At 70.8% G+C, this 23,767-nt stretch carries 21 protein-coding genes; 11 read left to right on the forward strand and 10 right to left on the reverse strand.

Translation table 11 applies throughout. The features are described 5' to 3' along the window. Window positions 1–21 precede the first annotated feature (21 nt). Entirely contained in the window at window positions 22–2,148 is a 2,127-nt protein-coding gene (locus ACEYYH_RS00480) for an APC family permease (protein ID WP_374976362.1), read from the reverse strand. A 95-nt stretch (window positions 2,149–2,243) separates the two neighbouring features. On the opposite strand from ACEYYH_RS00480, the gene ACEYYH_RS00485 reads away from it, so the two are divergent. The 3 genes from ACEYYH_RS00485 (at window position 2,244) to ACEYYH_RS00495 (ending at window position 4,676) form a co-directional block, all read left to right on the forward strand. After that, window positions 2,244–3,344, forward strand: a complete 1,101-nt coding sequence (locus ACEYYH_RS00485; protein WP_374976363.1) for a VanZ family protein — start codon at window positions 2,244–2,246, stop codon at window positions 3,342–3,344. A 121-nt stretch (window positions 3,345–3,465) separates the two neighbouring features. Further along, window positions 3,466–4,200, forward strand: coding sequence for a hemerythrin domain-containing protein (locus tag ACEYYH_RS00490; RefSeq protein ID WP_374976364.1), 735 nt, complete (start codon window positions 3,466–3,468; stop codon window positions 4,198–4,200). A gap of 17 nt (window positions 4,201–4,217) precedes the next feature. Then, complete coding sequence (locus tag ACEYYH_RS00495) at window positions 4,218–4,676, forward strand: SRPBCC family protein (RefSeq protein ID WP_374976365.1); 459 nt, start codon at window positions 4,218–4,220, stop codon at window positions 4,674–4,676. A 103-nt stretch (window positions 4,677–4,779) separates the two neighbouring features. Here ACEYYH_RS00495 and ACEYYH_RS00500 read toward each other — a convergent pair whose 3' ends face one another. The 5 genes from ACEYYH_RS00500 to ACEYYH_RS00520 all read right to left on the reverse strand — a co-directional run bounded on the left by ACEYYH_RS00500 (window position 4,780) and on the right by ACEYYH_RS00520 (window position 10,323). Next, entirely contained in the window at window positions 4,780–5,652 is an 873-nt protein-coding gene (locus tag ACEYYH_RS00500; protein WP_374975770.1) for an IS3 family transposase, read from the reverse strand. Next, window positions 5,649–5,984, reverse strand: a complete 336-nt coding sequence (locus ACEYYH_RS00505; protein ID WP_374978152.1) for a transposase — start codon at window positions 5,982–5,984, stop codon at window positions 5,649–5,651. Before ACEYYH_RS00505 ends, ACEYYH_RS00500 begins: the two co-directional genes overlap by 4 nt. Window positions 5,985–6,133: 149 nt before the next feature. After that, window positions 6,134–7,360, reverse strand: coding sequence for an amidohydrolase (locus tag ACEYYH_RS00510; protein WP_374976366.1), 1,227 nt, complete (start codon window positions 7,358–7,360; stop codon window positions 6,134–6,136). Window positions 7,361–7,584: 224 nt separating this feature from the next. Further along, complete coding sequence (locus ACEYYH_RS00515; RefSeq protein ID WP_374976367.1) at window positions 7,585–8,604, reverse strand: LacI family DNA-binding transcriptional regulator; 1,020 nt, start codon at window positions 8,602–8,604, stop codon at window positions 7,585–7,587. 36 nt (window positions 8,605–8,640) lie between these two features. Then, window positions 8,641–10,323: an alpha-amylase family glycosyl hydrolase gene (locus ACEYYH_RS00520; RefSeq protein WP_374976368.1), complete on the reverse strand. Its 1,683-nt coding sequence runs from the start codon at window positions 10,321–10,323 to the stop codon at window positions 8,641–8,643. A 74-nt stretch (window positions 10,324–10,397) separates the two neighbouring features. Between ACEYYH_RS00520 and ACEYYH_RS00525 the strand changes: the two genes are divergently transcribed. Next, complete coding sequence (locus ACEYYH_RS00525; protein WP_374976369.1) at window positions 10,398–10,916, forward strand: adenine phosphoribosyltransferase; 519 nt, start codon at window positions 10,398–10,400, stop codon at window positions 10,914–10,916. Window positions 10,917–10,943: 27 nt separating this feature from the next. Here ACEYYH_RS00525 and ACEYYH_RS00530 read toward each other — a convergent pair whose 3' ends face one another. The 3 genes from ACEYYH_RS00530 to uraD all read right to left on the reverse strand — a co-directional run bounded on the left by ACEYYH_RS00530 (window position 10,944) and on the right by uraD (window position 13,716). Further along, the gene (locus ACEYYH_RS00530) at window positions 10,944–11,531 is read right to left on the reverse strand and encodes a pyridoxamine 5'-phosphate oxidase family protein (RefSeq protein ID WP_374976370.1); all 588 of its coding nucleotides are present in this window, start codon (window positions 11,529–11,531) and stop codon (window positions 10,944–10,946) included. A gap of 467 nt (window positions 11,532–11,998) precedes the next feature. Continuing rightward, window positions 11,999–13,192: an FAD-dependent urate hydroxylase HpxO gene (gene hpxO / locus ACEYYH_RS00535; protein ID WP_374976371.1), complete on the reverse strand. Its 1,194-nt coding sequence runs from the start codon at window positions 13,190–13,192 to the stop codon at window positions 11,999–12,001. Beyond that, window positions 13,189–13,716: a 2-oxo-4-hydroxy-4-carboxy-5-ureidoimidazoline decarboxylase gene (gene uraD, locus ACEYYH_RS00540; RefSeq protein WP_374976372.1), complete on the reverse strand. Its 528-nt coding sequence runs from the start codon at window positions 13,714–13,716 to the stop codon at window positions 13,189–13,191. Before uraD ends, hpxO begins: the two co-directional genes overlap by 4 nt. 151 nt (window positions 13,717–13,867) lie before the next feature. Here uraD and allB point away from each other — a divergent pair, with 151 nt between their 5' ends. Beyond that, a complete protein-coding gene (gene allB, locus ACEYYH_RS00545) occupies window positions 13,868–15,277 on the forward strand; it encodes an allantoinase AllB (protein ID WP_374976373.1) in 1,410 nt (469 codons plus the stop codon). A 50-nt stretch (window positions 15,278–15,327) separates the two neighbouring features. Here the strand turns inward: allB and ACEYYH_RS00550 are convergent, their stop codons facing one another. Further along, window positions 15,328–16,050 (reverse strand): FadR/GntR family transcriptional regulator, encoded by a 723-nt coding sequence (locus tag ACEYYH_RS00550; RefSeq protein ID WP_374976374.1) that lies wholly within the window; start codon window positions 16,048–16,050, stop codon window positions 15,328–15,330. 296 nt (window positions 16,051–16,346) lie between these two features. Here ACEYYH_RS00550 and ACEYYH_RS00555 point away from each other — a divergent pair, with 296 nt between their 5' ends. From ACEYYH_RS00555 to ACEYYH_RS00580, 6 genes are all read left to right on the forward strand, one after another. Further along, window positions 16,347–17,648, forward strand: a complete 1,302-nt coding sequence (locus tag ACEYYH_RS00555) for a dicarboxylate/amino acid:cation symporter (protein ID WP_374976375.1) — start codon at window positions 16,347–16,349, stop codon at window positions 17,646–17,648. A gap of 89 nt (window positions 17,649–17,737) precedes the next feature. Beyond that, window positions 17,738–18,829 carry an acetamidase/formamidase family protein gene (locus tag ACEYYH_RS00560; protein WP_374976376.1) on the forward strand — a complete coding sequence of 364 codons (1,092 nt, stop codon included), beginning with the start codon at window positions 17,738–17,740 and terminating at the stop codon, window positions 18,827–18,829. Beyond that, window positions 18,822–20,447, forward strand: a complete 1,626-nt coding sequence (locus ACEYYH_RS00565) for an AtzH-like domain-containing protein (RefSeq protein ID WP_374976377.1) — start codon at window positions 18,822–18,824, stop codon at window positions 20,445–20,447. The genes ACEYYH_RS00560 and ACEYYH_RS00565 overlap by 8 nt, the downstream gene beginning before the upstream one ends. Further along, window positions 20,444–21,676: a pyridoxal-phosphate-dependent aminotransferase family protein gene (locus tag ACEYYH_RS00570; protein WP_374976378.1), complete on the forward strand. Its 1,233-nt coding sequence runs from the start codon at window positions 20,444–20,446 to the stop codon at window positions 21,674–21,676. The genes ACEYYH_RS00565 and ACEYYH_RS00570 overlap by 4 nt, the downstream gene beginning before the upstream one ends. Before the next feature lie 56 nt (window positions 21,677–21,732). Next, window positions 21,733–22,992, forward strand: a complete 1,260-nt coding sequence (locus ACEYYH_RS00575; protein WP_374978280.1) for a Zn-dependent hydrolase — start codon at window positions 21,733–21,735, stop codon at window positions 22,990–22,992. Window positions 22,993–23,047: 55 nt separating this feature from the next. Continuing rightward, complete coding sequence (locus ACEYYH_RS00580) at window positions 23,048–23,737, forward strand: YoaK family protein (RefSeq protein ID WP_374976379.1); 690 nt, start codon at window positions 23,048–23,050, stop codon at window positions 23,735–23,737. The last annotated feature ends 30 nt before the right edge of the window (window positions 23,738–23,767 follow it).

Here is a 23,767-nt window from a genome sequence, read left to right on the forward strand (position 1 = left end):
TTCACGCGCCCGGCGCCGGGGTCAGGGCTTCGGCGTGACCGAGGGCTCGGAGGCGTCCGCCTTCTCGGGCGGCCCCGCGGGCCGGACCGCGCGACGGCCGACCCGATGCACCTCGGGGACGGTGGCGCGTCCGGCGCGGTCGTCGCCGGGCAGCGCACGCGAGCGGCGCCCGTAGATGAGCTCCGAGGAGTCGAGCAGCCACGGCACGAGCGTGATCGAGACGCCGTGCACGAGCATGAGCTGCTGCGCGATGCGGCGCGCGCGACGGTTGTGCAGGATCGACTCCCACCAGTGACCCACGATGTACTGCGGCAGATAGACGGTGACCACCGCAGAGCCGTGCTCCTCGCGGTACTTCTTGACGAACTCCGCGATCGGGCTCGCATACATGCGGTACGGCGATTCGATGATCTTGAGCGGGATCGGCATGCGATGCGCCCGCCACTCCGCTTCGAGGGCCGCGGCGTCCTCCTTCGTCACCGAGACATGCACGGCGAAGGTCTTGTCGTGCTTGGCCGCGAGGGCGTAGTCGACGGCCTTCACGACAGGCTTCTGCAGCTTGTTGACGAGGATGAGGGCGACGTCGCCCGTCGAGCCGAAGTGGATGTGGTCGTCCATGGCGATCTCGTGATCGACGTCGCGGTAGTAGCGGTGCACGCCGATCATGAGGAACGACAGCACCGGGATCGCGAGGAAGACGAGCCATGCGCCGTGCGTGAACTTGGTGATCGTCACGATGACGAGGACGGATGCCGTCATCGTTGCGCCGAGCGAATTGATGACGAGTCCCTTGCGCAGGCCGAACAGCTCGGTGCGCGTCGAACTGCTGTGGCGCGCTTCGGCCGGGAGTCCGCGGATGCCCCGGATCCCCCGCATCCAATGCCGGATCATGCCGATCTGGCCGATCGTGAACGAGACGAACACGCCGATGATGTACAGCTGGATCAGGTTGGTGAGGTTCGCCTGGTAGACGATCAGCACGCCGATCGCGACCAGACCCAGGATGATCATGCCGTTCGAGTACACGAGGCGGTCGCCGCGGGTGTTGAGAGCCTTCGGAGCGTACCCGTCGCGAGCGAGCACCGACCCGAGCAGCGGGAACCCGTTGAAGGCGGTGTTCGCCGCCAGCAGCAGCACCACCGCGGTCGCCGCCTGGATGATGAAGAACGGGATCGAGTTCATGCCGAACACGGCCGACGACACCTGGGCCATGAGGCTCGGCTGCGGATTGGAGCAGTCGAAGCCGATGAGGTCGCAGGGGTTCTCGGCGTAGTGGACGCCGGAGACGAGTGCGATCGCCGTGAGTCCCGCGAAGAGGAGGATCGCGATCCCGCCCATCATGGCGAGGGTGGTCTGAGCGTTGCGCACCTTCGGCTGGCGGAACGCCTGCACGCCGTTCGAGACGGCCTCGACGCCCGTGAGGGCGGAACAGCCGCTCGAGAATGCGCGCAGCACCAGCAGGATGACCGCGGCCTGGGTGAGGCTCTGCGTCTCGACCCCGTACTGCGCGCTGGAGGCGACCGGCGGGTTGCCGGTCACGATCTGGAAGAGGCCGACGACGATCATCACTCCGACCGACCCGATGAAGATGTAGGTGGGGATCGCGAAGGCGCTCGACGCCTCGCGCACACCGCGGAGGTTCACGACGACGATGAGGATGACGAAGCCGACCGCCAGCTCGATGCGCCAGGGGTTGAGGCCGGGCAGCGCAGAGATGATGTTGTCGACGCCGGACGCGATCGAGACGGCGACCGTGAGCACGTAGTCGACGAGGAGCGCCGAGGCCACGATCACCCCGGGGATCTCGCCGAGGTTCTTGCGGGCGACCTCGTAGTCGCCGCCGCCCGACGGGTAGGCCTTGATGAGCTGGCGGTAGCTGATGACCACGACGGTCAGGAGGACGATGACGGCGACGGCGACCCACGGAGCGAACGCGAGGAACGCCAGACCACCGGTCAGCAGGATGAGCAGCAGCTCCTGCGGAGCGTACGCGACCGACGACAGCGCATCGGAGGCGAAGATCGGCAGCGCCCTCTTCTTCGGGAGCAGGTGCTCGTCGGAGTCGGTGGACGCGAGCGGGTCGCCCAGGATGAGGCGCTTGGCGATGGGGGCCTCATCCACCGACTGCTCGCGGCTTTCGTTCGTCACGGCGGGTAAGGCTACTCGTGAGCAGAACGTGAGGATGCATCCAGACGGCCATCCTCACGAAATCCATACGGGTGCCCCTCTGGGACACTCGTACCGTGGACGAGCAGATCATCCTGGGTGTGCTCGCGATCACCCTCGGGCTGGTCGTGGGGGTGCTGCTCTTCGTCCCCTTCGTCGCGCTCAGCTACCGTCGGCGCGGCGGATTCGGAGTCGGGCGCTTCGTGATCTGGGGCGCCGCGCTCATCTACGTGATGGCGATCTGGACCTATACGCTTCTGCCCCTCCCTGACCCCGACACGATCGCGTGCGCGGGCGTGAACATCGACGTGACCGCGATCGCCGACGATGTGCGCGGGGCCGTCGTGCGCCGCGGCAGCGGCTTCGCGACCGATCCCGCGGTGCTGCAGCTCCTGCTCAACGTCCTGCTGTTCATGCCGCTCGGCTTCTTCCTCCGGGTGCTGGGCGGCCGCGGCGTGGTGACGGCCCTCGTCGTGGGCGTCGCGCTGTCGGGCTTCGTCGAGGTCACCCAGCTCACCGGTGTGTGGGGCCTCTACCCCTGCGCCTACCGCGTGTTCGACGTCGACGACCTGCTCACCAATACCCTGGGCGCGGTGCTCGGCTCGCTGCTCGCGCTCGCCGTGCCGCGCCGCTACCGCGGGTCGCCTCGCCTGCCCGACGCGGACCAGCCGCAGCCGGTCACGCGCGGCCGGCGCCTGCTCGGCATGCTGTGCGACGGGCTCGCCGCGTGGGTGCTCACCCTCACGGTCATGGTCGCCGTACAGCTCGTGCTCTACGTCCTCGGCGCCGACGCGGCGGTGCGTGACGGCTCGGCGGCGAGCCTCATCGGCTCCGCGGTGCCGATCGTGGTGTGGCTCGTCGTGACGCTCGCGACCGGTGGCACGATCGGCGACCACGCGGTGCAGCTCCGCTTCACCGGCGGGCCGCTCCCGGTCGGGCTCGCGCGCTTCCTGCGGTTCGCGACCGGCATCGGCGGCTACCTCGTGCTCAGCGCCCTCCCCGGCGCCTGGACCTTCGTGGCCTCGGTGTTCGCGGTGGTCTCGATCGTGCTCGCGCTCACCACCGACGGGCGTCGAGGGCTCCCGGGCCTTGCTTCGGGCCAACATCTCACCGACGCGAGGGAGTTCGAGGAACCGGATGCTGCGCCCCCGGGCTCGACCGCGGCCCCTGGTCGCTGAGCCCGGCGTCGTCGCCGTCGTTCCCGCAGGCAGTGCGGTGGCGAGGGGCGCGGGAGTAGAATCCCGCTGATCACCGCCTGGGGTCGTCGCCGTCGACGAACGCGGAGATCGGGGGTGCGAAATGGCTACCAGACTGCCCTCGTCCGGATCCATGCCCGCGGGGCAGGAACCGGGCTGCGACACGTCGGGGCTGATCCTCGTGCACAGGATCTTCCGCTGGCTGTATCGCGAGCTGCCGCAGCTCGTCCGCGGCGTCCCGCCGGGCGATACCGAGCGGGCCGCGGTCGTCGGCCGGTACGCGCACCTCGACTTCTACGCGCTGCACATGCACCACCACACCGAGGACATCGCGCTGTGGGACAGGCTGGTCTCGCGCGACCCGGGGTGCGCCCTGCACGTCGACCAGATGCGTGCGCAGCACGCCGAGGTCGCCTCCCAGCTCGCCCGGATCGAGCCGCAGCTCGAGCCGTGGCTGAAGACGGCGGACGCCGGGCTGCGCGATGCGTTCGCGCGCGACATCGAGCATCTTCGCGACACGCTCGTCGTGCACCTCGGTCAGGAGGAGGACGACATCCTCCCGGTGGCCGGCGCCGTCCTCTCCCAGCAGGAGTGGGACTGGATGGAGGAGCACACGCGCGCCGAGCTCATGGCGCACCGCAAGGAGCTGGGCAAGGACATCATGTCCCTCCAGCTCGGCCTGATCCTCGCCAGTGTGCCGGAGGCCGAGCGCGACGACTGGATGCGCGCCAACCTCCCCGCTCCGATCCGGGTGCTCTACCTGCTGCTCATGAAGCGGCAGTACGACAGGGCGATGCGGGAGCTCTACCCCGATCGCCCCGTACCCGCGATGGTGTGACGTCGATGTGGCGGCAAGTGACGCTGGACGTCCACCTCGATCATCCGCCCGCCCGCGTGTTCCCCTACTTCGCGGACCCCGGCACGTGGCACGACTGGGCGCCCGCGGTCGAGGTCCGGCGGCGGGTCGGTGACGGCCCCACCATCGTGGGCAGCCGCTGGGCGGCGGTCGACCACATCATCGGCCCGTTCCGCGTGCGCTTCGAGGACATCCTCGAGGTCGTCGAGCCTGAAGAGCGGGTCGTGTGGCACTCCACATCGCCCTGGAACTCCCGCGTGGAGTACGCATGCACCGCCGAGGGCCGCGGGACCCGCGTCCACGCCGACTACGGCGGCGACGTCGCGGGGTGGCTGAGACTCGTCGCCCTGCTGCCGACGTTCGTGCTGGCGCGGATCCTCAGGCGCGACTTCGTCGGCCTGCGGCGACTGCTCGACGCCGAAGACGCCAAGCTGGGAGCATTCGCCAAGCCCCTCTGAACCCTCCGGATGTCGTTCGCGAGATCAGGAGATCTCGCGAAGACAGGACGAAGGGCGGTAGGGCGCTCCGCGTGTCGTGGAGTCGGTCCCTGCTCCTTTCGTTTCAGGCTGCGATTGCAGCGGGTCGGGTTGTGAGTCGGGTCATGGTCTCGGCGGGGGTGGCGTAGCCGAGGGTCTGGTGCCGGCGTGTGGTGTTGAAGTGTTCGATGTAGTCCGCGATCTCTCGGGTCGCGTGGCGGCGGGTGGTCAGCTGCAGCCAGCGGAGTCGTTCGTTCTTGATCTTCGAGAAGAACGATTCCGCGACCGCGTTGTCCCAGCATTCGAAGTTCTCACCCATCGAGCGGCGGATGCCGTGACGGGTGCAGAAGCGGGCGAACCGTTTGGAGCGGTACTGGGTGCCGTGGTCGGAGTGGAAGATCGCACCGGGCTGGACGTGACCGGTCGCCTGGGCACGTTTCATGGCGGCGACGACCAGCTCCGCGGTCTGTCGTTTCCCGGTTGCCCAGCCGATCACCATGCGGGTGGCCAGGTCGATGACGGTCGCCAGATACAACCAGCCCTCCGCGGTGGCGACGTATGTGATGTCGCCCACCAGCACCGTCCCGGGCCGGATCGTGTCGTTGAAGCGGCGCTGCACCAGGTCGGCGGGGTCCGGTGTGCGTCGGGCACGCGCGGCCGCCTTCCGATACGCGGCCCGGGCCGCGGGAGCCATCACGCCCAGATCCCGCATCACCGCGAGCACGGTCTTGTCGTTGACGCTGTAGCCGTCGGCGCGCAGTGTCGCGGCGATCTTGCGGTGCCCATCCGCGCGGCCGGACTGCACGAACGCACCCAGCACTCGCGAGGTCGTCTGCCACCGCCGCGATTCCCGCGCCGACAGCGGCCGGCTCTGACGGGCGTGATATCCGGACTCGGACACACCGAGCTTGCCGCACAGGTACTTGATCCCGAAGTCTGCCTTCAACCCATCGATCACTTCGAATTTCTCCGACGCAGTGAGATCGCCTGGGTGAAGGCCCGCGCTTTTTTCTCGAACTCGAGATCCTTCTCCAACTGCGCGACCTGGTTCTCCAGCGCCCGGATCCGCCGCTTCGCGGCATCCGTCATCGAGCCCTCCGGATCGATGTCCGCGTTGCGCGCCTGCACGACCCACTGGTTCAACGTCTTGTCATTGATGCCCAACTCCGCGGCGATCTCCAAGATCGTGCGCCCCTTCGACGACCGAACGATCCGCACCGCCTCGGCCCGCTCGGCCGGCGTGTACTGATGGCGCCCACCAGCCCGGGGATCCTTACTCCCTGAGTTCATCTCCTCCACAGGACCAGACTCCACCATCGCTGGGGCACCCCACGGGGAGGTCTCCTGTCTCCGCCAGATCTCCTGATCTCACAGACGGGCAGGGCGGCAGAGACGGCGGAGCGGAACGGATGCTGCGGCCCGCAGCATCCGCCCGCCGTCTACGCCGTCGGCTCGGCGAGGAACTCGCGCGCCGCGACCACGAGCGCGTCGACGCCGCGGCTCAGCGTGGGCTGCAGCACGGGTGCGAAGAACGGCGAGTGGTTCGTCGGGATGTCACGCTCGACCGTGCCGGCGGCGAACGCCTCGGCGAAGGTCGCGGGGTCGACCCCGCCCCAGAACCAGAACACGAGGGGCACGCCGGCCTCGCGGGCGAACCACGAGACGTCCTCGCTGCCGGTGAACATGCCCGGGTCGATGACGGTGCCGTCGCCGAACGCCGCGTCGAACGCCAGCACCAGCCGGGCGGTCGCATGCACGTCGTTGATCGTCGGGGGCAGCGTGTGGTCGGTGACGATGACCGGCGGCTCCTCCGCGCCCGAGGCCTGCGCCTCGGCGCGCACGATGCGCTCGACCTTCTCGAGCACTCGGGCGCGTGCCTCGTCGTCGGGGTAGCGCAGGCTCAGCTCGAGCTTCGCCTCGGCGGGGATGATGTTGTTCTTGAGGCCCGCGTGGATCGAGCCGACGGTGACGACGGCGACGTCGCGCGGGTCGGTCTCGCGCGACACGATCGTCTGCAGCCGCATGACGGTGGCCGCCGCCATCACGACCGGATCGATCGTCGCCTGAGGGCGCGAGCCGTGGCCGCCGCGGCCCAGCAGGGTGACGGTGATGCCGTCGGACGCCGCCATCTGCGTGCCGCTGCGCACGCCGATGGTGCCCGCGGGCAGCGGCGTGACGTGCTGACCGAGCACGATGTCGGGCTTCGGGAAGCGGTCCAGCACGCCGTCGGCGATCATCGCCTGCGAGCCCGCGCCGTACTCCTCGGCGGGCTGGAAGACGGCGACGATCGTGCCCGACCACTCGTCCTTGGTCGCGACGAGGCGCTCGAGGGCGCCGAGGAGCGCGGTGACGTGCATGTCGTGGCCGCACGCGTGCATCACGGGCACGTCGTTGCCGGCGGGGTCGGTGCCGCGCGCCGTGCTCGCGTACTCGAGGCCGGTCTGCTCGGGCACCGGCAGCGCGTCCATGTCGGCGCGCAGCCACACGACAGGTCCCTCGCCGTTGCGGATCACCCCGGCGACGCCGGTCTTGCCGATGCCCTCCTCGAACTCGATGCCGAGCCCGGTCAGGTGCTGCGCGATCACCCCCGCCGTTCGGGTCTCCTGGAAAGACAGTTCCGGATGCCGGTGCAGATCGACGTAGATCGCTTCGAGGTCGAGGGTCATGCGGTCGAGCCTAACGGGGCGGCTCGGCGCAGCGCCCTCCGCTCCGGCCACGCATAACTGCTCCCCTGTCACGAAGTGTCCCTACTCACGGCTGTTTGCGACAGGTGAGCGGGAAGGGGCTGAGGGTGATGGCGCTCCCCTGCCACGACGTGTCGCTGCGAACAGCCATTCGTGACAGGCGAGCAGCGGGCCGGCGGGGCGACGCCGGGACCGGCCGACCCGCCCTACTGAGGGAGGCGGGCGGTCGAGCCGCGCACGATGAGCTCGAACGGCAGCTCGCCCGGACGGTGCGTCGGGGCCGCGGTACCCGTGGATTCCAGCGCCTCGAGGATCGCGTCAGCCGCGCGCTCCCCCTGGCCGAGGGGGAACTGGTCGACCGTGGTGAGGCGGAAGAACTCGCCGAGCTCGTGGCCGTCGATGCCGATGACCGAGAGGTCCTCGGGCACGCGGTAGCCGAGCTCGCGGGCCGCGAGGAGTGCCCCGATCGCCATCTCGTCGGAGGCGGCGAAGATCGCGGTCGGCCGGCTGCCGGGCTTGCCCAGCAGCTGCTTCGCAGCGCGGAACCCGCCCTCGATGGTGAAGTCGGCGGGCTCGAACAGCGACGGGCTGACCTCGATGCCGGCGTCGGCCAGTGCCAGTTCGAAGCCCTGCCGGCGCTGCGTCGGGATGTGGAAGTCGATGTCGAACTCGGGGCTCGCGCCGATGTGCGCGATCCGGCGGTGGCCGAGCGCGAGCAGGTGCTCGGTGGCCAGTCGCGCGACGGCGACGTCGTCGACGGTGAGGGTGGTGAGCAGCGGGTTCGGCCCGCCGATCGCGATCACGGGCAGGTCGAGCTCGACGAGGCGCTCCGTCTCCTCCTGCCCCAGCTCGAGCGAGATCGCGATGACCCCGTCCACGCGCTGGCGCCTGAGGAACGTGTCGAACACATCGTGGCGCTCGGCGCGGTCGGCGGTGAGGCTGTAGAGCGTGATGTCGTACCCGCGGCGCATGAGCGCCGACGCGATCCCGCTCAGCACCGTCGAGAAGAACCACCGGTCGAGGAAGGGCACCAGCACGCCGATGTTGCGCGTGCGCCCGGACGCGAGGCTGGACGCCGACGCCGACACGACGTAGCCGAGGCTCTTGGCGGCCTCCTCGACCTTCGCCTTCGCGCCCGCCGAGACGTGGCCGCGGCCGCTCAGCGCGCGCGAGACGGTCGCCGTCGAGACGCCCGCCGCGCGCGCGACCTCGTCGATGCTGACCACGTCGTCACCGTACCTTCTTGTCGATCAGCGCAGGTGTCAGGCGGTGTGGATCCAGACGGTCGTGTCGCCCGGGAGCTCCCCGTCCGCGACCGGACCGCTCGACGCGATCACGATACCGCTCGGCAGCGCGATCGGCGTGGAACCCGTGTTCGCGACGACGGTGACATTCCCGTTGCGGAATGCGACAGCATCCGCTCCATATCCGTCGATCCACTCCAGCGAGCCCGCACCCAGCGACCGCTCGCGGCGCTCCGCGAGGAGCGTTCGGTACAGCTCGAGGGTCGAGCCCTCGACACCGGTCTGCACGTCGCGCGCGAGCGTGGCCCACTCGGCGGGCTGGGGCAGCCACGACGCACCGGTCTCGTTGAAGCCGTAGGCCGGGGCGTCCGCGTTCCAAGGGATCGGGACGCGGCAGCCGTCGCGGCCGTAGCGCTCGCCGTTCGTGCGGAACCAGGTCGGGTCCTGACGGGCGTCACCCGGGATGTCGATGACCTCGGGCAGGCCGAGCTCCTCGCCCTGGTAGAGGTACGCCGAGCCGGGGAGCGCGAGCATGAGGGTCGTGGCGGCGCGGGCGCGAGCGAGTCCGACCTCGCGGATCGGCTGACCCGGCGAGTCCGGGCCGATGCCGTGACCCTGCGGGTTCTCGGCGGTCAGCGCGAGGCGCGACGCGTGGCGCACCACGTCGTGGTTCGACAGCACCCACGTCGAGGGCGCACCGACGCCGGGGAACGCGTCGAGCGACACGTCGATGACCTCGCGGAGGTCGGCGGCGTTCCACTTCGTCTCGAGGTACGGGAAGTTGAAGGCCTGGTGCATCTCGTCGGAGCGCACCCACTCGGCCGTGCGCGCGGCGGTGGGCAGCCACGCCTCGGCCGCGAGGGCCCGGTGGCCCTCGTACTCCTCGAGGATCTTGCGCCAGTCGCGGTACACCTCGTGCACGGCGTCCTGGCCCCAGTACGGGACGTTCTCCGCCTCGCCGCCCATCGAGCCGGCCTCGGGGTTCGGGATGTAGTCCGGCAGCCCCTCGGCCTTCACCAGGCCGTGGGCGACGTCGACACGGAAGCCGTCGACACCGCGGTCGAGCCAGAAGCGCAGGATGCGGCGGAACTCCTCGCGCACCTCCTCGTTCGACCAGTCGAAGTCGGGCTGCGACGAGTCGAAGAGGTGCAGGTACCACTGGCCGGGCTCGCCGTCGGCTTCGACGACGCGCGTCCACGCGGGGCCGCCGAAGACCGACTCCCAGTTGTTCGGGGGCAGCTCGCCGTTGCGGCCCTTGCCGTCGCGGAACATGTATCGCGCACGCTCGGCGCTGTGAGGAGCCGCGGCGAGGGCCTGCTGGAACCACTCGTGCTGGTCGGACGAGTGGTTCGGGACGAGATCGACGATGACACGGATGCTGCGCCCATGCGCCGCGGCCAGCATGTCGTCGAAGTCGGCCAGCGTGCCGAAGAGCGGGTCGACGTCGCAGTAGTCGCTGACGTCGTAGCCGGCGTCCTTCTGGGGCGAGCGCTGGAACGGGCTCAGCCAGATGGCGTCGATGCCGAGGTGGGCGAGGTCGTCGAGGTGCGAGGTGATGCCGGGGAGGTCGCCGATGCCGTCGCCCGACGCGTCCGCGAAGGAGCGCGGGTAGATCTGGTAGATGACGGCGGTGCGCCACCACTCGCCGCCGACGGTGGTGAGGAACGCGTCCGTGCGCTCGATGGTCTCTGCGGAGGTCATCCGGCCAGCATACTGCAAGCGCTTACACCCCCTCGTAACGAATGACACACAGGGCTCGGGCGTAGGGTTGGCGGGTGCTCTCCGAAGCCCTCACGCGCGCCGAATCCCTCATCCGCACGATACCCGACTACCCCGAGCCGGGCGTGCAGTTCCGCGACATCACGCCGCTGCTGGCGGATGCCCGAGCCCTCCGCACCGTCATCCACGCGATGATCGCCCCGTTCGAGGGGTCCTTCGATGTCGTCGCCGGGGTCGAGGCGCGCGGGTTCCTGCTCGCGGGCTCGGTGGCGATGGAGGCCGGCGTGGGCCTGGTGCCGATCCGCAAGGCGGGCAAGCTGCCTCTGCCCGCAGCATCCGTCTCCTACGCGCTCGAGTACGGCACGGCGACGATCGAGGCGCACGACGACATCGCCGGCGGCACCCGCGTGCTGCTCGTCGACGACGTGCTCGCCACCGGCGGCACCCTCGTCGCGGCGCACGAGCTCGTCAAGACGCTGGGCGGCGTGGTGGTGGGCACCGCGGTGCTCATGGAACTGACGGTGCTCGGCGGTCGCGAGGTCGTCGGCGACGTTCACACGGTCTTCACCGCCTGACATCGCGCCTGCCGTCGACATCTGCGGTCACCCGTCGGCGCGCGGTCCCGGGAGCGTGTCCTGCGGACCGGTGCGCGGCGTGAAGTGCGGGATCGGCGCCGGCCTCTCGGCCCGCGGCGGGGGCGATGACTCGGGCGGAGTCGGGAGCGTCGCATCGCCCTCGAACGCCATGAGGGGATCCGTGCGGCTCGCGTGCTGCGGGAACCGCCGGCCCGTCACGGTGTTCGCGACGACCTTCATCACGAAGAACTTCGCTGTGGGACTCCACGATGCGAGCGTGCGGACCCCGCTGTCGCGGATCTCCTCGTCGCGGGTGACGCGCTCCGCCGTGCCGCGGATGACGACGCTCCAGTAGTGGTCTTCGTCATCAGCACCGTCGACCTCGAAGGCCACCATCGGGTGCTGCGCGATGTGGAGCAGCTTCGCGTCGCGGGCCGTGCGGATGTACAGAGCTCCCTCGTGGGCGACGTAGTTGACGGGAAAGATGTCGGGGGCGCCGTCGGCGTTGTCGACGGCGAGCCGTCCGAGTTCGGCGGTCTGCAGGTACTTCCAGCACGCGGAGGCGTCCAGGCGCTCCACGGCCGGATTGCGGCCCGCCGGGGAAGAGTCGTTCATCGCGCATCACCGTCCTTCCCTTTCGGGTGTACCTCAGTGCGAAGGAGATGTGAAGGGGCGAAAGGCCCATGCCTTTGCGGGACCTTCCGACCGGACCGCGACCGGAAGCGTGCTGCTGCGGACTGTCGGGCCATTGCGGTCCTGTTTCACCACGTGAATTCCCGACGACGACTCGGTCGACGGGCTGGCGCCCGCGCGAATGCCCCTCTATGGTCGATCCACCGCAACGGAGCGCACACGAGCGAGTCGGATCCGCACAGCCACGGACCAGGCGCACCCGGAGGAGCGGGTGTCGCGCATCCGGGGACCTGCCAGTGTCCGACGAGGAGGCGGAGGCAGTGCGCGAGCGCCCTCTGCCGGAGGACGGCGGCGGGCACCCGGAGACCGGATACCGGGGCCCCGTCGCCGTGAGGACGATGGCCTGCCGCGAGAGCGGCGACGCCGAGTGGGTTCGGAGGGCGGGTGCGTCAGATCACGCCGGCGCCCAGGTTGATGGGGCTGCCCTCGATGTTGCCGACGATGCCGCGGATGATGCCCACGCCGTCGGCGCCGCGCAGGCTCTCGTACCAGGCGGCGGTGGCGTCGGGATCGTACCCGTGGGTCTCGTCGCCGCGTTTGCGCGCGCGCAGCACGAGTTCCCCGGCACGCTCGGTGCGGCTGCGCTCGTAGCGGCGAAGGGTGTCTTCGACGCTCACCGTGTTGGTCGCCACCGCGATGGCGAGGGCGAAGGTGTCCTCCAGTGCGGAGCAGGCGCCCTGCCCGATGTCGGGCGCGGTGTTGTGTGCGGCGTCGCCGAGGATCGCGACGCGGCCGCGCGCCCAGGTGTGGAACGGGTCGATGTCCCAGATCTCCACCCGATTGAGCGACACCTCCGGATCGATGGCGCCCAGCAGCGCCTGCACGCCCGGCGCCCAGCCCCCGAACGCCTCGACGAGGGGAGCGATGCCGTCGGTGGGCTCATACCGCACCCCGGCCGGCTGCGGCACATCGAACCAGAAGTAGAAGCGGTCGCCCTCGACGGGCATGACGGCGGCGCGCTTGCCCTCGGCGACGTACGTGGTCCACTGGTCGGCGGGGCCGATACGCGGGTCGCCGGGGATGAGCCCGTTGAAGTTGGTGTACCCCGAGTAGGTGCGCTCGATGCGGGGGGTGTCGCCGCCGCCGCGGGTGACGTAGTCGCGCGTGATCGACCGGGCGCCGTCGGCGCCGATGAGCATGTCGGCGGTGTCGGTCGAGCCGTCGGCGAAGGTCGCGGTGACGGTGCGGCCGTCGTCCGAGACGGCGACCATCTGTCTTCCGAGATGGATGCGGTCCATCCCGAACGTGTGCATCAGCAGCGCCTGCAGGTCGGCGCGCGCCACCGGGTACGGGCGCTGACCGGTCTGCTGCGTGACCGGGTCGAGGCTGAAGCGGCACAGCTGCTCGCCGGTGTGCCCGTCGAGGTACGCCATGTGGTCCATGCGGCCGCCGAGAGCGGCGACCTCGCGGCTCAGGCCGAGCCAGTTGAGCACCTTGACGCCGTTGGACCACAGCGACAGGGCCGCGCCGACCGGCTTGTTCTCGCGCATCCTGTCGTAGATCACCACGTCGTGGCCGAGGTTCTTGAGAGCGATGCCGGCGCTCGTGCCGCCGATGCCGGCCCCGATGATGATGATCTTCACGCTGCAGCTCCTTCGTCGTCCTGGTGGCCGTCGTGGATCGCAGCGCGAAGGCGCAGCAGGGCGATCTCGGCGAGCTGGCCCGTCGCCTCGGCGGCCTCGGTCTCGTCGTCGCCCCGGAGGCGGCGCTCGAGCTCGGCGAGCATCTCCTCGGGAGACCGGCCCGCCGCGCGGATGAGGAACACCCGCCCGAACCGCGCTTCGTAGGCCGCGTTGCCAGCGGCGATCCGTCCGGCGACATCGGCGGCGGCATCCGTCATCGACGCCTGTTCGCGACGCGATGCCGCAGCTTCTGCGCCCGCGCCCACGGGCCTCTCGCCGATCCGTGGGTGGTGCGCGAGAGCGGCGTCGAGGTCGGCGCGGGTCCACCCGGCGGCGAGGTCGGCGGCGCGGGAGGCGAGCAGGTCGACCGAGCCGTACGGCCGTCCCGCGACGACGGCGTCGACCCACGCGGGGATCGCCGCCCACACCGCGACGAGCGTGCGGGCGGACGCCGTGTCCAGCTGGTTGAACTCTTCGATGCTCACGTCGGTGCCTCCGACGGGGACACTACCGCCGCGCGGTTTCGCCGTTGTGACGAGCCTGTGACCCGCGGTCGATTCACACCGGCGAAACGGCGAGGCATCGCTTCGGGAACACATGTGGAGGATGCTGGCGCCACGAGCAGAAGGAGTTCCGATGACCGAGGTGAGCACCCGCCGAGGCGCGAGCGGCCGCATCCGCGCAGCGCAGGCGTGGATCGAGGGCGCGTTCCGGCCCGCCGACATCGAGTTCGAGCACGGCGTCATCACCGGCATCTCCACACCGGGTTCGGGGATGCGCGGCACGACGATCGTGCCTGACGACGCGGTCCTGCTCCCGGGGCTCGTCGACTCGCACGTCCACGTGAACGAGCCGGGCCGCACCGAGTGGGAGGGCTTCCGCTCGGCGACGCTCGCGGCGGCCGCCGGCGGCGTCACGACGATCGTCGACATGCCCCTCAACTCCGTGCCGCCGACGACGACCGTCGAAGCTCTCGAGATCAAGCGGGCGGCGGCTGCGGCATCCGCTCACATCGATGTCGGGTTCTGGGGCGGCGCGGTGCCCGAGAACCTCGGGGCGCTGCGCCCGCTGCACGAGGCGGGGGTATACGGGTTCAAGTGCTTCCTGTCGCCGTCGGGGGTGGACGAGTTCGGCCACCTCGACCGTGCGCAGCTCGCCGCCGCGATGGAGGAGATCGCGGCGCTCGGCTCGCGCCTGATCGTGCACGCCGAAGACCCCGCGCTGCTGCGCGACTCTCCCGTCACGAGCGGCGCACTCGGTCCCGAGTACGGCGCGTTCCTCGCGAGCCGTCCGGCCGCGAGTGAGGCCTCGGCGATCGACGCCGTCATCGCCGAGGCGCGCCGCACCGGCGCGCGTGCCCACATCCTCCACCTGAGCGACGCCCACTCGCTGACGGCCGTCCGCGCCGCCAAGGACGAGGGCGTCGCTCTGACCGTCGAGACATGCCCCCATTACCTGACGATCGCCGCGGAGGAGATCCCCGACGGCGCGGCCGAGTTCAAGTGCTGCCCGCCGATCCGCGAGGCGTCCAACCGTGACCTGCTGTGGGAGGGCGTCGTCGACGGCACCATCGACGCGATCGTGAGCGACCACTCCCCGTCGACCGTCGACCTGAAGCGATCGGGCGGCGGTGACTTCGGCCTCGCGTGGGGCGGGATCGCGGGGCTGCAGGTGGGCCTCTCCGCCGTATGGACCGAGGCTCGTCACCGCGGCATCCGTCTCGAGCAGATCCTTCCGCTGTACACGACCGGCCCTGCCGCGGTGGCGGGTATCGAGGGCGCGGGGGCCATCGCCGTGGGCGCGCCCGCGCACCTCACGGTCTTCGGTTTCGACGACCCCTTCGAGATCCACGCCGAAGAGCTCCTCCACAAGAACCCGATCACGGCCTACGACCGCCGCGTGCTCACGGGGCGCGTGCGGCGCACGTGGCTGGGAGGCAGACCGGTCTTCGACATCACCGACGGCGGACCCGGTGAGTCGCCGCGCTTCCGCGGTCGGCCTGCCGGCAGGCTGCTGCGCGCGGAGTGGGCCACGGCCAGGGGATGACACGTGCCCCCGGCGGACGCGACGAAGCCGCTTCCCGGGGATCAGGCGGATCAGTCGACGACAGGCGTCCCCGCCCGGACCGCTTCGATGACCTCGGCGATCTCGTCGAGATGCACGCGCATGGCGGCCTCGGCCGCGTCGCCGTCGTGCGCCGCGAGGGCGCGCAGGATCCGCCCGTGCCCTGCGGACGACAGCCGGCGGCCGTGATCGTCCAGATGCGAGTACACTCGCGCCTCCACGGTCCAGGCGACGGTCAGCTCGCTCAGCGATGCCAGAAGCGCATTCCGCGTCGCACGAGCCACCTCGACGTGGAAGGCGACGTCCAGGCGGACCGATTCGTCCGCGTCGGGAGCCGCCGCGGACTGGCGCAGCAGCTCGGTCAGCGCGGCGATCTCGTCGGCCTGGATCCGCCCCGCGGCGAGCCGGGCGATCTGCGGCTCGACGACGGTGCGCAGCTCGGCCGAGTCGTGGAACCGGGCGGCATCCTGTTCGAGGTGCGCCGTGAAGGTGCTGGTCAGAGGCAGGTTCGCCGACACACGTGTGCCGCGGCCCTGCCGTCGGTCGAGCAGCCCGAGCAGCTCGAGACGCAGCAGCGCCTCGCGCAGGGCGTTGCGCGAGACCCCGAGCTCCGCGGCGAGCGTGCGTTCCGGGGCGAGCCGTTCGCCGGGCGCGAGCACGCCGGTGACGATGAGACGCTGCAGATGACGAACGACGTCGTCGGCGACCGACCCGCCCTCCCGGGCGAGCCGACCGAGCTGCAGGCGGTCGGTCACGGTTGCCCTCCAGACGGGCCACAGGCGGTGTGGGCGCAGCGCGACCCCTCGGCTGCCTCCCCAGTCTGACACGTCCGCATGTCCCGGCCGCGCGAGGCACGGACAACGCTCCCGGTAGGACCAATCACCCGGCGGTCATCGCGCCGGCACGTAAACATCACGTTTCGGACAATCATGGCCGTGTAAAAACCGCGTTACGGTCCTACCAATTCGCCCTCTTCGGGGATCGAAGCTCCTTAGCCTGATCGCATCCCGACGTCCGAGCGTGCTCTGACGTCAAGCGAAATGGAGCCGACATGAAGAAGACCGTGAAGCACCCCGCGTTCCAGATCGGCGTCGCGGCGATCCTGGGGATCGCGTTCGGCCTCGTCGTGGGCGAGTGGGCGGCGAACCTCAAGTTCATCGGCGACATGTTCATCCGACTGATCCAGATGTCGATCGTGCCGCTGGTGATGACCTCGGTCATCGTCGCCACCGGCTCGATGAGCGGATCCGGGATGGGGAAGATGGCCTTCCGCACGTTCAAGTGGATGATCGGCTTCTCGGTCGTCGCCGCGATCGTCGCGTGGGGGATCAGCGTCGTCATCCAGCCCGGGGCGGGGATCGACTTCACGGGCGCCGTGGACCCCGCGCTGCAGGACGCCGCGGGTGAGGCGACCGGCTGGCAGGACACCCTGCTCAACTTCATCACCACGAACATCTTCGCCGCCATGTCGACCGCGATGATGGTGCCGATCATCATCTTCTCGCTGCTGTTCGGGGTCGCCCTCAACGCGTACATCGCGAAGACGGGCAACCGTCTGGTGCTCGACCTGTTCGACTCCATCCAGCAGGTCGTGCTGACGATGATCCGGTTCGTCATGCTCATCGCTCCGATCGGCGTGTTCTGCCTGCTGGCGAATCTCGCCGGCACCGTCGGATTCGCGGTGGTCGCGAGCGCCCTCAAGTACCTCGGATCGACGCTGCTGGGCGTGCTGATCGTCTTCGCCCTGTTCGTCGCCGTCGTCTGGCTGCGCACGGGCCTCAACCCCGCGAAGCTGCCGAGCAAACTCGCAGACCAGACGCTGATCGCCATCACGACGACGAGCTCGGCTGTGACCTTCCCCACTGTCCTGCGCTCGGCGGTCGAGAAGGTCGGCGTGAGCCAGAACGTCGCGAACTTCACGCTCTCGGTCGGGCTGACCATGGGCTCGTACGGGGCGGTGCTCAATTACATGATCGTGGTCATGTTCCTCGCGCAGTCGGGCGGCATGACCCTCGACTTCGGCACGATCGTCCTGGGCATGGCTCTCGCGATCCTTCTGAACATGGGCACCATCACCGTGCCCGGCGGCTTCCCCGTCGTCGCGATGTTCCTCGCGACCTCCCTGGGACTGCCGTTCGAGGCCGTCGGGCTGCTCATCGCGGTCGACTGGTTCGCCGGGATCTTCCGCACCTTCCTCAACGTCAACGGCGACACCTTCGTCGCCATGCTCGTCGCGAACGCCAGCAACGAGATCGATCGCGACGTCTACGACGGCAAGAAGTCCGTCACGACCGACTCGGTCGCCCTCGACGAGCTGCAAGCCCAGTTCGAGAAGGCGGATGCTGCCGACTGATGCGTTCGAGATTCGCAGAGCCCGGCGCGGTCGCGCCCAGCATGACGCCCCGTCATGCGAACGAAACCTCGGTGGGGTTCACTGACAGCATGTCGACGACGATCCTGCAGCCGGGAACGGGCCCCCGCCCCGGCGACCACTACCTTCCGGCGACACCCGCCACGGTGATGTGGGGGCGGCTTCCCTGCCGGACGGATGCTGCGGTCCTCACGATCGCGCCCGGCGACACCGTGACGATCGACACGGTGAGCCACGAGGGCATCCTCGAAGACCAGGGCAAGGATCCGCTGGCGTTCTTCGGAGCGCACGGCGTGGAGCCGGCATCCGTGCTGGAGGACGCCGTGGAGATCGCCGCCGCGCTCGCACGCGACCCGGCGGCCGACGGGCCCCATGTCGTCACGGGCCCGATCCACGTCGCCGGCGCGGCCCCGGGGGACCTGCTGAAGATCAGCGTGGAACACCTCGACCCCCGCGTTCCCTACGGCGTCATATCCAATCGTCACGGCAAGGGCGCGCTGCCGGGCGAGCTGCCCCGGGGGAGCGCGAACGTCAGCGTCTTCGCTCCCGTCGAGGTCCGCGACACCGGGCTGGTCGGCGTGCTGCCGCTCGTCGACGGCGGCGATCGGGTCGTGGAGTTCCCGCTCGCGCCGTTCCTCGGCACCATGGGCGTCGCCGTCGACTCCGACGACCGTCCGCACTCGGTGCCGCCCGGCGAGCACGGCGGCAACATCGACATCAAACTGCTCGTCGAGGGCGCCGTGCTCTACCTCCCGGTGCAGGTCGAAGGTGCGCTCGCGTACATCGGCGACCCGCACTTCGCGCAGGGGGACGGCGAGGTCGCGCTCACCGCGCTCGAAGCATCGCTGCGCGCCACGCTCCGGTTCGACGTGGTGCCGCGCGACGAGGCGCTCGCCGCGTTCGGCGAGCTCGCCGGGCCGCTCGTGCACACCGACGAGTACCTCGTGCCGACCGGGCTCGACCCCGACCTGGGCGAGGCGATGCGCAAGGCGGTCCGCGCGGCGCTCGCCCTCCTGCAGGCCCGGTACGGCATGGCCGAGCACCTCGCCTACGCCTACCTCTCCGCGGCGACCGACTTCGACATCTCGCAGGTCGTCGACATCGTCTGCGGTGTTCACGCGCGCATCCGCGAGGCGGATTTCGGGGCGGTGACCCGTGGCTGAGGCACCCGTCCCCGCCGATCTGCTCGCGGCCTTCGAGCGCTACGAGGCGGCGATCGTCGCCGACGACATCGCGGTGCTCGACGACACCTTCGCGCCTGGCCCTGACACTCTGCGCGGCGACGGCGCGGGGCTGCTCGTCGGCCATGACGCCATCTCGGCCTTCCGGGGCACGCGCGGCGGGGTCGCGCCGCGCATGATCGAGCGCATCGAGTACCGGCCCGTCGGGACGGATGCTGCGCTCCTGGTGTCCGTGTCGCGCTACGCCGGCGGCGGGCGCGGCCTGCAGACGCAGCTGTGGCAGCGGATCGCCGGCGCATGGCGCATCACCGCGGCCCACGTCACCCCGCGGGCGCAGCCGCTCGACCGCACCGTCTGGCGTACCGTCGGCGACCCCCTGTTCCAGGGCGCGTGGGAGGGACCGCTGGCGCGGCTCACGGTGGCCGTCAAGGATCTCTTCGCCATCAAGGGCTACCGGATCGGCGCGGGCAACCCGGCCTACCTCGACAGCGCCCGCCCCGAGACGACGACCGCGCCCGCCGTGTCGGATCTCCTGCGCGCCGGCGCATCGCTGCGCGGCATCGCCCGCACCGACGAGTTCGCGTACTCCATCGCGGGAGACAACCCCCACTACGGCACGCCGCCGAACGGCGCACTGCCGGGCGCCCTCCCGGGCGGATCGTCGAGCGGACCCGCCGCTGCCGTCGCGACCGGTCAGGCCGACATCGGCCTTGCGACCGACACCGCCGGATCGGTGCGCGTTCCCGCGTCGTACCAGGGGCTGTGGGGCCTGCGGACGACTCACGGGCTGGTCCCTCGCCAGGGCATGCTGCCGCTCGCGCAGTCGTTCGACACCGTGGGGTGGCTCACCCGCGACGGCGACACCCTCCAGCGCGTGGCCGATTGGTGCCTGAGCTACGACGGGTCGGACGCGTCGGCGGCAACCGACGAGGACGATCCCGGCCGCGGCCGATGGGGTGAGTCCGGCGAGGATCTGCCGTGGCGGTTCGCCGTGCCTGAGGAGGCGCTCGACTCGGCGGAGCCGACGACACGCGACGCATTCGAGACGCTGCTCGGCGCCCTCGCCGCAGGCCCGGATGCGCCGGCGATCGACCGTGTGTCGCTCGGTGCCCTCGACGACTACCTCGTCCCGTTCCGCACCGTGCAGGCGGCCGAGGCGTGGCGCAACAACGGCACCTGGCTCCAAGCCCACCCGGGAGCGGTCGGCCCCGCCGTCGCCGAGCGGTTCCGCGCCGCCGCCGCGGTCACCGCCGAGGACGAGGCATCCGCTCGCTCCCTTCTCGCCCCGCTCCGCGACCTCGTGCGCGACCGGGTGCGCGGCGCCGTGCTGCTGCTTCCGACCGCACCGGGTGCGGCGCCTGCGAGAGGGCTCGCCGGTGACCGGATCGACGCCGTGCGCACCGCGACCCTGCGCATGACGACGCCGGCGGCGGTGGCGGGCCTTCCGGCCCTGTCGGCACCGCTGCTCACCGTGCCCAGTCCGCTGGGGCCCGCGCCGGTGGGCGTGTGCCTCGTCTCGCGCGAGGGCACCGACATCGCGCTGGTGCGCCTCGCGCGCCGGCTCGCCGACCGACTTTCCACCTCTGGAGCGAACCGATGACCCTGATCCCCGGCCCGATCGACCCGCCTGCGCGCCTCTTGATGGGCCCGGGGCCGATCTCGGCGTATCCGAGCGTGCTGCGGGCGATGTCCGCGCCGCTCGTGGGGCAGTACGACCCGTTCATGACGGCGACGATGGCCGAGACGCAGCAGCTGTACCGGGGCGTCTGGAGCACGGCGAACGACGCGACGCTGCTGGTCGACGGCACGTCGCGCGCCGGGATCGAGGCGGCGCTGATCTCGCTGATCCGACCCGGGGACCGAGTCCTGGTGCCGGTGTTCGGCAGGTTCGGGCACCTGCTCGCCGAGATTGCCGAGCGGGCGCTCGCCGAGGTGCACACGATCGAGACCGCGTGGGGGCAGGTCTTCCCGGTGTCGGTGATCGAAGAGGCCGTCGTGCGGGTGAAGCCGACGCTGCTCGCGCTCGTCCAGGGCGACACGTCCACGACGATGAACCAGCCGCTGGATGAGGTGGGCGCGGTGTGCGCGAAGCACGGCGTGCTGTTCTACACCGACGCCACGGCGTCGCTCGGCGGCAACGCGTTCGAGGCCGACGAATGGGAGGTGGATGCCGCGACCGCGGGCCTGCAGAAGTGCCTGGGCGGTCCGTCGGGGTCGGCGCCGATCACGCTGTCGGACCGCGCCGTCGAGGTGGTGCGGTCGCGGGCGCGCATCGAGGCGGGCATCCGCGAGGACGGCGACGCGTCGGCGGCCGACTTCGTGCGCTCGAACTACTTCGACCTCGGCATGATCCTCGACTACTGGGGGCCGCGGCGCCTCAACCACCACACCGAGGCGACCTCGATGCTCTACGCCGCGCGAGAGTGCGCGCGGGTGCTGCTGCGGGAGGGCCGCGACGCCGTCATCGAGCGGCACCGGGTCGCCGGGGCGGCGATGCTCGCCGGGGTGCAGGGACTCGGCCTCGAGGTGTTCGGCGACCTCGGGCACAAGATGAACAACGTCGTGGCGGTCGAGATCCCTGCCGGGGTGCCGGGCGACGCCGCGCGGGCCGCGCTGCTCGAGGACTTCGGCATCGAGATCGGCACGTCGTTCGGCCCGCTGCACGGGCGGGTATGGCGCATCGGCACGATGGGCTACAACGCCCGCGAGGACGCGGTGCTCACCACTCTCGCCGCCCTCGAGGCCGTGCTGCGGCGCTTCGGCGCGACGGTCCCTGCGGGCGGCGGGACGGATGCCGCGACCGACGTCTACCGGGCGGCGCGCGCGTGACGGCCCTCCTGGCCGGCATCGACTGTGACCGCATCGCGGTCGCCGCGCGCCGCGTGATGGCGCGCTGCGACGAGCTGGCGCGGATCTCGGCGGCGCCGGGATCGATCGAGCGGGTGTACCTGTCGCCTGAGCACGCGCGCGTCAACCGGCTCGCCGCCGAGTGGATGCGCGAAGTCGGCATGACCACCCGGCAGGACGCGGTGGGCAACCAGCTCGGCCGCATCGATCGTGCGGCGGCAGGTGGCGCGCCCGATCCCGACGCCCCGGCGCTGCTGCTCGGCTCCCACCTCGACACCGTGCCCGACGCCGGCCGGTTCGATGGGATCGTGGGGGTGCTGATGGCCCTCGAGGTGGTGCGTCTGCTGCGGTCGCCCGCACCCCGGGACGAGGCATCCGTCGTCCCCTTGCCCTTCGCGCTCGAGATCGTCGCGTTCTCGGACGAGGAGGGCACCCGGTTCGGCAAGGCGCTGCTCGGCTCGTCGGCGGTGGCGGGGCAGTGGAACGACGACTGGTGGGCGCTGACGGATGCCGACGGCACGACGCTGCGCGAGGCGTTCCTGGAGTTCGGCCTCGACCCCGGACGCGTGGCCGAGGCCGCGAGGCGCCCTGACGAGCTGGTCGGCTATCTCGAGGCGCACATCGAGCAGGGGCCCGAGCTCGACGACCGGGGCGAGTCGCTCGCGGTGGTGTCATCGATCGCGTCGGCGCGACGGTTCCAGCTCACGGTCGAGGGCGAGGCGCGGCACGCCGGGGGCACGCCGTACGACCGGCGGCGCGACGCGCTGCTCGGCGCGTCCGAGGCGGCGCTCGCCGTCGAGCGCATCTGCCGCGGCGAGCACCACATCATCGGCACCGTCGGGCAGCTCGAGGCGTACCCCGGCGCCGTCAACGTCGTGGCCGGCGAGGCCCGCCTGTCGCTCGACCTGCGCGGCGAGTTCGACGGTGAGCGCGACCGGGTGTGGCTCGCGATCGAGCGCGAGCTCGACGCGATCATGGGGCGCCGGGGGCTGCGCTGGCGCGCCCGCGAGGTGCACAGCGCACCGGCCGTCTTCTGCGAACCGCTGCTGCAGGACGTCGTGCGGGAGGGCATCGCGTCGACACTGCCCGCCGGCGCGGACGACCCGGCGGTGATCTTCAGCCGCGCCGGACACGACGGGATGGCCATCGGCGCGCTGACCGGGGTCGGCATGCTGTTCCTGCGCAATCCCGACGGCATCAGCCACCACCCGGACGAGGCCGTGTCGGCGGGCGACGTCGCCCGCGGCATCCAGGCGCTCGCCGAGTCCGTGCTGCAGCTCGCCGCCGACCGCGCGTGACGTCGAGGCGTCGGCGGTCCGGTGCCGCGGCGACACGGAAGGGATCGAGGAGTTCATGAGAGCGATGTGGGGCAGGCAGGAGCCGGAGCGGGTCGAGCTGTGGTGCATGCTCGCGCTGACCTTCTCGACGGGTGTGATCGACGCGGCGGGGTATCTCGGGCTCGACCGCGTCTTCACCGGAAACATGACCGGCAACGTCGTGATCCTCGGAATGGGTCTCGCCGGCGCCGACGACCTGCCGGTGCTCGGGCCGATCGTCGCTCTGATCGCGTTCATCGCCGGTGCGGCGATCGCGGGAAGGGCAGGCCGGGGCACGGCGTCCGGATGGTCGGCCCGTACGAGCCTGCTGCTCCTCCTCGTGACGATCGCACTTCTCGTCGCGGCCGGTCTGGGCGCCGCACGCGAGAGCATCGACGTCATCGATCACAACGTGCTCACCGCGCTGCTCGGACTCGCCATGGGAGTCCAGGCGGGTGCCGCACGCGCGGTCGGCGCGAAGGACGTCACCACGGTCGTCGTCACCTCGACCTTGGTAGGCCTCGTCTACGACTCGCGGCTTGCGGGCGGCAACGGCGGCAGTCCCTGGCCCCGCCGGCTTCTGTCAGTGGTGCTGATCGGGCTGGGCGCGTGGGCCGGTGCGCGTCTGGTCGACATCCACTTCTCATGGAGCGTGCTCCTGGCCGCCGTGGTCACGGCGATCGTCGTGGTCGCCGGCGAGGTTCACCGGCGGGCGCGCACGGCCTGATCCCTCGATCGACTCGGAAGCGGATGCCTC

Source organism: Microbacterium trichothecenolyticum (assembly GCF_041938625.1).
GTDB classification, from domain to species: Bacteria; Actinomycetota; Actinomycetes; order Actinomycetales; family Microbacteriaceae; genus Microbacterium; species Microbacterium trichothecenolyticum_D.